Here is a 9,745-nt window from a genome sequence, read left to right on the forward strand (position 1 = left end):
CCGATGAAGCGCGCGGCCTGTTTGCCGGGCTCGCCGCCCACGCCATCCGACCCCTGGACAGCGCCACGACCGGGGGCCTCGGCATCACCTTCGGCGTCACCAGTCACGGCTATGGATGGCCCGCCGCCAAGGGCGGGTCGGCAGCGATCTCCCGCGCCATGGCCGCTGAGCTGGCAGAGCAGGGGGGGCGCATCGAGACGGGCCACCACGTCACCGAGCTGCCGCATGCCGATGTCGTCATGTTCGACACCTCGCCGTCGGCCGCGGCTGACATCGCCGGCGACCGGGTGCCGACCCGCATCGCCCGCGCCTTGCGCCGGTGGAAGTCTGGACCGGGAGTCTTCAAGGTCGATCTGGCCGTCCAGGGCGGTGTGCCCTGGACCAACGAGTGGTGCCACCGTGCGGGCACGCTCCACCTCGGCGGCACGATCGAGCAGATCGCTGCGGCTGAGAAGCAGGTGACCTCAGGTCAGATGCCCGAGCGCCCGTTCGTCCTGGTGGCGCAGCAGTACGTGGCGGATCCGGGCCGATCGGTCGGCGACGTGCACCCCGTGTGGGCGTACGCGCACGTTCCCGCGGGGTACACCGGCGACGCCACCGAGGCCGTCATCGATCAGATCGAGAGATTCGCCCCGGGCGTGCGCGACCGCATCGTGGGTCAGGCGACCACCTCTCCGGCCCAGTGGGAGGCCTACAACCCCAACTACCTCGGCGGTGACATCGGCGGCGGAGCCAACACCCCGTGGCAGCTGCTGATGCGTCCGCGGATGTCGCCGCACCCGTACGCGATCGGTCCCGGTCTGTACCTGTGCTCGGCCTCCACTCCGCCGGGCGCTGGAGTGCACGGGATGGGCGGATTCCACGCCGCGACCTTGGCCGTCGGGCGCTTGTAGCCCGGGCACCTCGAGAACTCGTACTGTGGGGGTGGCGTTCGTTGTGTTGAATGGACGTTTCCCCCTCACCGCAGGAGCCCCCATGCGACTCCCCACCGGCCGCGCGGCCCTCGCCGCCTCGGCTGCCGCCACCGTGATGCTGCTGACCGCGGCCTGCGGCGGCGACACCGAGGCGACCGCAGATGAGGCCAGCGACCCGGCCGCCACCAGCGACGCACCCGCCGCAGATCCGAACGCAACGTTCCAGGACGGCACCTACCAGGCCAGCGGGACGTACGGAAACCCCGGCGGCCAGTCCAGCATCGACGTCACCATGACGATCGCCGACAACACCGTCACGGATCTGAAGCTCGAGCCCGGCGCCAGCGGCACGTCGCTGCAGTACCAGAAACAGTTCATCGGGGGCGCCGCCGACGAAGTGGTCGGCAAAAAGCTCGGCGAGATCAACGTCTCCAAGGTGTCGGGCTCATCATTGACCAGCACAGGCTTCAATATCGCCCTCGAGCAGATCCAGAAGGACGCGACGGCCTGACCAGCTGGTCGTGACGGCATGGACGAATGGAATTTCGACGCGATCGGCACGCGGTGGCAGATCGACACCCGCACGACGCTTGACGACGCGATTCGAAGCGAGATCCTCCGCTGCGTCGAGGATTTCGACCGCACCTGGTCGCGCTTCCGCGCGGACTCGGTCGTCTCGGACATCGCGCGGACGCCGGGGGTGCGGACCGTGGTGGGGGCCGAGTCGCTGATGGACTTCTACGACGAACTGTTCGACGCCACCGACGGCGCCGTCAACCCGTTGATCGGTCAGACGCTCTCCGACCTCGGGTACGACGCCGACTACTCGTTGCGGGCCGTACCGGATCCGGCGCCGGTCCAGGCGTGGTCGTCCGTCGTGCACGAGGGTCCGAGGATCGCCACCACCGCCCCGGCGCTCATCGATGTCGGCGCGGCCGGGAAGGGACGCCTCGTGGATCTGATCGCCGGACTCCTCTGGCAGGCCGGCGCCCACGAGGCGACGCTCGACGCGAGTGGCGACATCTACCACCGCGGGACCACGCCCATCCGGGTGGCGCTCGAGCATCCTCGTGATCGGACGCGGGCACTGGGCGTCGTGCATCTTGATTCCGAGCACGCTCTGTGCGGATCCGCGTCCAACCGACGTGCGTGGGGCGATGGACTGCATCACGTGCTCGACGGCCGCACGGGGCGACCCACGTCGGACATCGTCGCCACCTGGGTCCTGGTTCCCCAGTCATGCATGATCGCGGACGGTCTGGCGACGGCTCACTACTTCGCCGAGCCCGATCGGTTGCTGGAACGGTGGGATCATCAGTTCGTCCGCATGCACGCCGATGGCCGAGTGGTGTGGTCGCCGGACCTTCCCGGAGAGGTGTTCGCATGAACGGGGTCAGAGATGTGCTGGATCGTCGGCTTGGCCACCTGACGATGTACCGGCTGGTCACGCTCGCGCTGGCGGCTCTGGTCCTCATCTCGATGCTGTACACGGGCGTCGGGTCGTTGGGCGAGGGGCTGTTCTCCCTGGGCGGTCAGGTGCTCTCGGCGATCGTGCTGCTGGTGACCACGGTGGCGAGCGGCTGGGTGCTGGCCCGCGCATGGCGTGTGCGGCCGCACCTGGAGTCGTCGGTCATCTCGGCACTGCTGCTGTACTTCTTGTTCATCCCGCAGACCGATGCCAGCAAGCTGGGCTGGCTGGCGCTCGCCGCGGTGCTCGCGGCCGCGTCGAAATATCTGCTGGCCTGGCGTGGGCGGCATGTCTTCAACCCCGCGGCGACTGGTGCCTTCGGGGTGTACGTCGTCCAGGCCATGATCGACGTCGACCCGATCGATCGCGTGGGGGCGTCGTGGTGGGTGGCGTCGGCCGACCTCCTGCCGTGGGTCGTGATGGCCGCCGCGCTGGTGCTGTACCGCACGCGTCGCCTCGACCTCGGAGCCGTTTTTCTCGCGGTGGCGCTTCCGCTGGTGATGATGGGGTTGCACCACGTCGGGCAGGGCTGGGGAGGTGCCGCACGCACCGCGCTCGAGGCGTCGCCGTTGATCTTCCTGGCCGGATTCATGCTGAGCGAGCCGCTCACCCTGCCGCCGCGTCGGCACCAGCAATGGGTCGTCGCCGTGGTGGCCGCGGTCGTCTACGCCTATCCGTTGGCGATCTTGGTGGTCACCGAGACCCCGCCGCTGTTCGGGGTTGGAGACCAGTGGCAGGTCGCGGCGCTGCTGGTGGGCAACGCCGTGGCGTTCGCCTTCGCCCGGCGCAGCGGGGTGCAGCTGGAGCTCATCGAGCGACGGCAGCGCGGCATCGACACCCACGAGCTGATCTTCCGGTCGCAGCGCCGGCACCGCTTCGAGCCCGGCCAGTACGCCGAGCTGCATCTCCCGCACCGCGGCGCCGACGCGCGCGGCTCGCGCCGGGTGTTCAGCATCAGCTCGCCCCCCGACACCGACGGCACCATCGCGTTCTCCCTGAGGGTGCCCGAGCCAGCGTCCAGCTTCAAGCGAGCGCTGGTGGACCTGCCGCTCGGCGCCAGAGTCCAGTCGACCGGAATTGCGGGCGACTTCCTGCTGCCTCATGATCCATCCATTCCCGTCGTGCTGGTGGCGGGCGGCATCGGCGTCACGCCGTTCCTCAGCCAGCTGCGGCACGCGCCTGATCGCGATGCTGTCCTGGTCTACGCGGTGGCATCGGCCGATGACGTCCCGTTTGCCGACGAGCTACAAGCTCATCGGGTCGTGCTGGTCTGCGCCACCCGCCCCGATCGGCTGCCCGATGCCTGGACCTGGATCGAGGCGCCGTTCCTGTCGACCGACCTGATCGCCCAGGCGGTGCCGGACCTCGCGACTCGCCACGCGTACCTGTCGGGTCCGCCGGCCATGGTCAACGCCGTCCGCGGCGGGCTGGCCAAGCGCGCCGAGCGCGTGCGCACCGACTACTTCAGCGGCTACTGAGCAGACCACGTCCCCATGGGTCGCGGTGGAGGACACAAGTTGATAGGAATAGACTCAACTTTGCCATGGTTATGCAGGTCATAGCCCTCGTCAAGGAGAAATGCCCATGGATCTCTCGTCGTTCACCACACGCAGCCAGCAGGCGCTCAGCGGTGCCGCGTCTGCTGCCGTCGCCGCCGGTCATCCCTCGGTCGATCCCGCACATCTGCTCGCCGCGCTGCTCACCCAGACCGGGGGCACGGCCGCGCCCTTGCTGCAGGCCACCGGGGTGGATGTGTCCCGTGCCGTCACCGAGACGAAGGGCCTCGTCGACGCGCTGCCATCGGCCACCGGTGCCACGGTGCAGACACCTGGCCTGTCTCGAGCGACTCACCAGGTGCTGCAGCGCGGCCAGGACCTCGCCACGCAGCTGGGCGATGACTTCGTGTCGTCCGAGCACCTGGTCGTGGCACTCGCCACTGTCCAGTCACCCGTCTCGGAGCTGCTCGAGCGCCTCGGCGCCACACCCGAGGCCCTGCAGGCGGCGTTCGTCTCGGTGCGCGGAAGCGCTCGCGTCACGAGCCAGGACGCCGAGGACAGCTACCAGTCGCTGGAGAAGTACGGCGTCGACCTGACGGCCGTGGCGCGCGAGGGCAAGCTGGATCCGGTCATCGGCCGCGACAGCGAGATCCGTCGAGTCGTGCAGGTGCTGAGTCGCCGCACGAAGAACAACCCCGTGCTGATCGGTGAGCCGGGCGTCGGCAAGACCGCTGTCGTCGAGGGCCTGGCCCAGCGCATCGTCGACGGTGACGTGCCCGAGTCGTTGAAGGGGCGCCGGCTCATCTCGCTCGACTTGTCGGCCATGGTCGCGGGAGCCAAGTACCGCGGCGAGTTCGAGGAACGGCTCAAGGCGGTGCTGGCTGAGATCAAGGAGTCCGACGGTCAGATCATCACCTTCATCGACGAGCTGCACACCGTGGTCGGTGCTGGAGCGAGCGGCGACAGCTCGATGGATGCCGGCAACATGCTGAAACCCATGCTGGCCCGGGGCGAGCTGCGCCTCATCGGGGCCACGACGCTCGACGAGTACCGCGAGCGCATCGAGTCTGATCCGGCCCTGGAGCGCCGTTTCCAGCAGGTGCTGGTCAACGAGCCCAGCGCCACCGACACGATCGCCATCTTGCGCGGGCTCAAGGAGAAGTACGCGGCCCACCACGGCGTCCGCATCTCCGACGCGGCGTTGGTGGCCGCGGCCACCCTCTCCGACCGCTACATCCCGGGCCGCCAGCTGCCGGACAAGGCGATCGACCTGATCGACGAGGCGGGCAGCCGCCTGCGCATGGAGATCGACTCCAGCCCGGTCGAGATCGATGAGCTGCGCCGCGCGGTGGACCGGCTGCGGATGGAGGAGCTGCACCTCGATCGCGAGGAGGACGACGCCAGTCGAGACCGGCTCGAGAGGCTGCGCGCCGAGCTGGCCGACAAGCAGGAGACCCTGCGGGCCCTCGAACAGCGTTGGGAGAGCGAGAAGCAGTCGCTCAACGCCGTCGGCGACATCACCAAGGCCATCGACGAAACCCGCCGTGCGGCCGAACGCGCCCAGCGCGACGGTGACCTCGAGACCTCCAGCCGCCTGCTGTACGGCGAGATTCCTGCGATGGAGAAGCAGCTGGCGGACGCCCAGGCTGCCCAGGGGGCTCAGGTCGAGGATCTCATGGTCCACGAGGAGGTCACGGCAGACGACATCGCGGAGGTCGTCGCGGCCTGGACCGGCATCCCCACCGGACGGCTGCTCGAGGGCGAGACCGGCAAGCTGCTGCGCATGGAGGACGAGCTCGGCAAACGCCTGATCGGACAGCGCCCTGCGGTGCAGGCCGTCTCTGACGCCGTCCGACGTTCACGGGCCGGTATCGCCGACCCGGATCGGCCGACCGGTTCGTTTCTGTTCCTGGGGCCCACCGGCGTGGGCAAGACCGAGCTGGCCAAGACGCTGGCGGAGTTCCTGTTCGACGATGAACGCGCCATCATCCGCATCGACATGAGCGAGTACGCCGAGAAGCACAGCGTGAGCCGACTCGTCGGTGCACCTCCGGGATACGTGGGGCACGACGAGGGGGGCCAGCTCACCGAGGCGGTGCGACGCAGGCCGTACTCGGTGGTGCTGCTGGACGAGGTCGAGAAGGCCCATCCTGAGGTCTTCGACGTGCTGCTGCAGGTGCTTGACGACGGCCGGCTCACCGACGGCCAGGGTCGTACGGTCGACTTCCGCAACACGATCATCGTCCTGACGTCCAACCTCGGTTCGGCGTTCCTGGCCGACTCCTCGCTGGATGACGCCGCGAAGCATGCAGGCGTGATGGAAGTCGTGCGAGCGTCGTTCAAGCCCGAGTTCTTGAACCGACTCGACGAGATCGTCACGTTCGATGCGCTCGACACGGACGCCCTCACGCACATCGTGGACCTGCAGCTCACGTCCCTGGGGCGCCGGCTCGCGGCTCGACGCATCACCCTGGAGGTCAGCGATGCCGCCAAGGAGTGGCTGGCTCTCACCGGCTGGGATCCCCTCTACGGCGCTCGCCCGTTGCGCCGACTCGTGCAGCAGGCCATCGGTGACCGGCTCGCCAAGGCGCTGCTGGCTGGCGAGATCCGCGACGGCGAGACGGTCCGAGTGGACCGCGCCGATGACCTCGACGGACTCAGCGTGCAGCCCGCCTGACTCGGCCGCTGGTGCGGGTGGGCGCGGGTTGGGGCCGCATGGTGGGATGGACGGGTGCCACACCCTCCGCGTCCGCAGAAGGTCACGTCGGCCTGCCTGTTCGTGGGGATCAGCAGTGCGCTGCTGCTGTTCTACGTGATCGGGTGGCTGACCTCGTGGAACTCCCAAGAAATCCAAGGTGGTCTGCGCGACGCGTTGGCGGACGCCGATCTCGCCGCGGTCGGGCTGACCGTGCAGGGCACGATCGATGCCCTGCGCACTGTGTTGATGGTGTCAGTCGTTCCGCTCGTCGCAGGCGTCGTCTTCGCCGTGTATGCGGCCCGCGGACACGCGCAGTCACGGGTGATGCTCACCGGTGTCGCGGCCCTTGCGGCCCTCGCCTTCGTCCTCACAGGTGGACTCATCGGACTGCTGCCGGCGGCCTTCGCGGTGTTCGCCGTCGTGCAGCTGTGGAGTCGTGAGTCGCGGGTCTGGTTCGCAGTCGTCAACGGACGCGAGGTGCCGGCTTCGCTGATGCCGGTGGCTGTGAACGCTTCAGCTCGGCCTGACCCGTTTGCCACCACCACAGCAGGCGTCGGGGCGCAAGTGCCCGAGCCGCCGGCAACGCCCGCGCAGGTGCAGCCCCATCACGGACCTCCGTCGCCCGTGCGGACGCTCACCCTCGTGACGTCGATCGCGGCGGGCATCGCCAGCGCCGTCGGGGCGGCCTACGTGGCTGTCTACCTGCTGGCCAGAGAACCGCTCACCCAGGCCCAGCTCGATTCGCCGATGCGGACCATGATGGACAACAGCGACGCCGAGATCGTGGAGGCCATGCGGGTGGCCGCTGTGGTCTGTGCCATCACGGTCGTCCTGGGGATGGCCGCGATGATCGCGACGTGGCTGATCTGGAAGCAGCGCGGCATCGGCCGCGTGGCGCTCACCGTGCTGTCCGGCGTCACCGTGGTGATGGGCCTGTTCACTCTGGTTGGCCTGCCGTGGGCCGGGGCCGCGGTGTGGGTGCTCGTGCTGCTGAGACGGCCCGAAACGCGTGCGTGGGTCAGCTCGTCCTGACCGACTCCACTTCGGTGTGGGGGGCGTCACGCGGCTAGACTGATGGGTATGCCATCCAGCGCAACCGGTCTTGTCCGCCCCCATGTCGTCGTGGTCGGTGGAGGCTTCGGCGGCATCGCGGTCGCGCGCAAGCTCAAGCGCGCCGACGTCGACATCACCCTGATCGACCGGCACACCTACAACACCTTCAACCCGCTGTTGTACCAGGTCGCGACGGCCAGCCTGAACCCCGGCGACGTCACGTGGTTCCTGCGCGCCATCCGTTCCGGACAGGACAACATCCGCTTCCTCAAGGGCACCGTGACCTCGATGGACCACGACGCCAAGGTGATCAATCTCGACGGCGGCAACTCGGTCAAGTACGACTACCTCGTCATCGGTGTGGGCGTCACCGCCAACTTCTTCGGCATCCCTGGTGCGCCTGAGTACTCGATGCCGCTGTACCGCCGGTCGCAGGCGCTCGCGGTGCGCGACAAGATGTTCGCCAACCTGGAGAACGCCGCGGTCAACGGCCAGGATCGCGACCTGCGCATCGTCGTCGTCGGTGGCGGTGCAACCGGTGTCGAGACAGCGGGTGCGTTCGCCGAGCTGCGCAACAACGACCTGCCCGTCACGTATCCAGAGATCGACCCCACTCGGGTACACATCACGCTCGTCGAGATGATGCCGCACGTGCTCGGGCCCTTCCATCCCAAGCTGCGCGCCTATGCCAAGAAGTCGCTGGAGAAGCGCAACGTCGATCTGCGGCTTGGGACCGCGGTCAAGGAGGTCCGCTCCGACGGGGTGCTCGTCGAGCACGACGGTCGTGAAGAGTTCGTGGCTGCTGGCATCGTCGTGTGGGCGTCGGGCGTCACAGCCCACCCCGTGGTGGCCGACTGGGACGTTCCGCAAGGAAGCGGCGGCCGCATCGAGATCGACGAACATCTGCAGGTCCGCGGCCTCGAGAACGTCTTCGCGATCGGTGACGTCGCGATCAATCCCGATGTGCCGTTGCCTCAGCTGGCGCAGCCCGCGATCCAGGGCGGCAAGCACGTGGCCAAGGTGATCAAGGCTGATCAGAACGGCAAGCGCGCGAAAGTCAAGGCGTTCAAGTACCTCGACAAGGGCACCATGGCCACGATCGGCCGCGCGTCGGCGATCGCCGAGATCGCCTACCTGCCGCGGCTCAAGGGGTTCCCGGCCTGGGTGATCTGGATCGGCCTGCACATCGTGACGCTGCTGGGCAATCGCAACCGGTTCGCCACGTTGATCAACCTGACGGCCAAGTATCTGGCGTGGGGAAGTCACAATGCGATCGTGGGCGAGACCCCGCCGATCGCCGCGCAGAAGCCCCAGATGGTCGATTCGCGCACGCCCTCCAAGGCGGCCAAGAAGAGCGCAGTTCGCAAGGTGGCCGCCGATCAGGCCGCCGAGGGGCACGAGGACACCACGCAGCACTGAAGGCTCGACTGATTCGAGCCTGGCTCGGACTGTCAGAGGTGCGATCTAGGTTGGATTCATGGACACCTGCACCGTCGTCGCGTCTGGTCTGCTGACCGATCTGGCGCGGGAGCGGGCGCGTGCGGAGGCGCGGGAGACCGAGGCGATGCTGCGGTTCCGTGATGCGGAGATGGCTCGCACCGAGGACGTCCGTCCGGTGCTGCGTCGTCAGATCGAACGGGCTGCCATCACTTTGGAGATCGGTCAGGCCATGGGGTTGACCGAGGGTCAGGTGCACCACCGGCTGTCGTCGGCTGAGCGGGTGCGCGAGCACACGCCGCAGACCTGGTTGGCGTTTCGTGCCGGTCACATCAACGAACCGCGGGTCCGGGAGATCTCCCTGGCGATCAACACCCTGCAACGACCCGACTCGTTGATCCGTCTGGATCAGCGGGTCGTGGCCTACGCGCAGTCCCACACCGTGCCGGAGCTGCGTCGCTGGTTGCGCCGGTTCATCCAACGGGTCGAGGCAGACCTCGCCACCGCACGCGCCGAACGGGCCCGAACCGACCGTCGGGTCGAGATCCAGCACGGCGACGATGGCATGGCGGTGCTGTGGGCGTTGCTGCCGGCACCTGCTGCTGCGGCGATCGCCCGTCGCCTGGCCCACGAGGCCACGTCCTTCGGTGCGGCCGATCCTCGCACCACACCGCAACGC

Annotated in this window: 8 protein-coding genes; all 8 read left to right on the forward strand. The window is 68.3% G+C overall.

Features of this window, described 5'->3' with window-relative positions; translation table 11 throughout:
- Nucleotides 1–893, forward strand: an 893-nt coding sequence (locus WB508_RS02360; protein ID WP_423843271.1) for a phytoene desaturase family protein, incomplete at its 5' end; no start/stop codon positions are given.
- A gap of 82 nt (nt 894–975) precedes the next feature.
- Nucleotides 976–1,425, forward strand: a complete 450-nt coding sequence (locus WB508_RS02365; protein ID WP_423843272.1) for an FMN-binding protein — start codon at nt 976–978, stop codon at nt 1,423–1,425.
- A gap of 18 nt (nt 1,426–1,443) precedes the next feature.
- Nucleotides 1,444–2,301: an FAD:protein FMN transferase gene (locus tag WB508_RS02370; RefSeq protein WP_423843273.1), complete on the forward strand. Its 858-nt coding sequence runs from the start codon at nt 1,444–1,446 to the stop codon at nt 2,299–2,301.
- Nucleotides 2,298–3,860 carry an FAD-dependent oxidoreductase gene (locus WB508_RS02375; RefSeq protein ID WP_423843274.1) on the forward strand — a complete coding sequence of 521 codons (1,563 nt, stop codon included), beginning with the start codon at nt 2,298–2,300 and terminating at the stop codon, nt 3,858–3,860. Before WB508_RS02370 ends, WB508_RS02375 begins: the two co-directional genes overlap by 4 nt.
- Nucleotides 3,861–3,966: 106 nt before the next feature.
- Nucleotides 3,967–6,555, forward strand: coding sequence for an ATP-dependent chaperone ClpB (gene clpB / locus WB508_RS02380; protein WP_423843275.1), 2,589 nt, complete (start codon nt 3,967–3,969; stop codon nt 6,553–6,555).
- A gap of 54 nt (nt 6,556–6,609) precedes the next feature.
- Complete coding sequence (locus WB508_RS02385) at nt 6,610–7,608, forward strand: hypothetical protein (protein WP_423843276.1); 999 nt, start codon at nt 6,610–6,612, stop codon at nt 7,606–7,608.
- 48 nt (nt 7,609–7,656) lie between these two features.
- Nucleotides 7,657–9,048 (forward strand): NAD(P)/FAD-dependent oxidoreductase, encoded by a 1,392-nt coding sequence (locus WB508_RS02390; RefSeq protein WP_423843277.1) that lies wholly within the window; start codon nt 7,657–7,659, stop codon nt 9,046–9,048.
- A 58-nt stretch (nt 9,049–9,106) separates the two neighbouring features.
- A partial coding sequence (locus tag WB508_RS02395; RefSeq protein WP_423843278.1) for a DUF222 domain-containing protein occupies nt 9,107–9,745 on the forward strand: 639 nt, incomplete at its 3' end.

Source organism: Aeromicrobium sp. (genome assembly GCF_049586495.1).
Classification (GTDB): Bacteria; Actinomycetota; Actinomycetes; order Propionibacteriales; family Nocardioidaceae; genus Aeromicrobium.

Excerpts from the sequence above, each read along its gene's own strand:
- WB508_RS02375 (WP_423843274.1), top strand. The coding sequence starts at position 2,298 with ATGAACGGGGTCAGAGATGTGCTGGATCGTCGGCTTGGCCACCTGACG.
- clpB (WP_423843275.1), top strand. The coding sequence starts at position 3,967 with ATGGATCTCTCGTCGTTCACCACACGCAGCCAGCAGGCGCTCAGCGGT.
- WB508_RS02390 (WP_423843277.1), top strand. The coding sequence starts at position 7,657 with ATGCCATCCAGCGCAACCGGTCTTGTCCGCCCCCATGTCGTCGTGGTC.
- WB508_RS02365 (WP_423843272.1), top strand. The coding sequence starts at position 976 with ATGCGACTCCCCACCGGCCGCGCGGCCCTCGCCGCCTCGGCTGCCGCC.
- WB508_RS02370 (WP_423843273.1), top strand. The coding sequence starts at position 1,444 with ATGGACGAATGGAATTTCGACGCGATCGGCACGCGGTGGCAGATCGAC.